Raw genomic sequence first — 254 nt, forward strand, 5'->3', positions numbered from 1 at the left:
TGCTGTTGGAACACCACCCCGCGGTCGGCGCCGGGCCCGTCGATCGGCCGGCGATCAAGCCACAGGAGACCGTCGGAGGGTTCGACTAGACCGGCGATGATCGAGAGGATCGTGGACTTCCCGCAACCCGATGGGCCGAGGAGGGAGACGAACTGACCGCGACCGATCCGGACGTCTGTGGGGGCGACGATCTGTACCGCGTCCGCCCCATTCCCGAAGGACTTCGAAATTCCTTCCAGATGCAGGAACGACGC

Annotated in this window: 1 protein-coding gene; it reads right to left on the minus strand. The window is 65.4% G+C overall.

Going from position 1 to position 254, the window contains the following annotated elements:
- Positions 1–245, minus strand: a 245-nt coding sequence (locus IY392_RS08885) for an ATP-binding cassette domain-containing protein (protein WP_228549201.1), incomplete at its 3' end; no start/stop codon positions are given.
- Positions 246–254: the final 9 nt, after the last annotated feature.

It is taken from the genome of Dietzia sp. SYD-A1, assembly GCF_015356725.1.
GTDB lineage: Bacteria > Actinomycetota > Actinomycetes > Mycobacteriales > Mycobacteriaceae > Dietzia.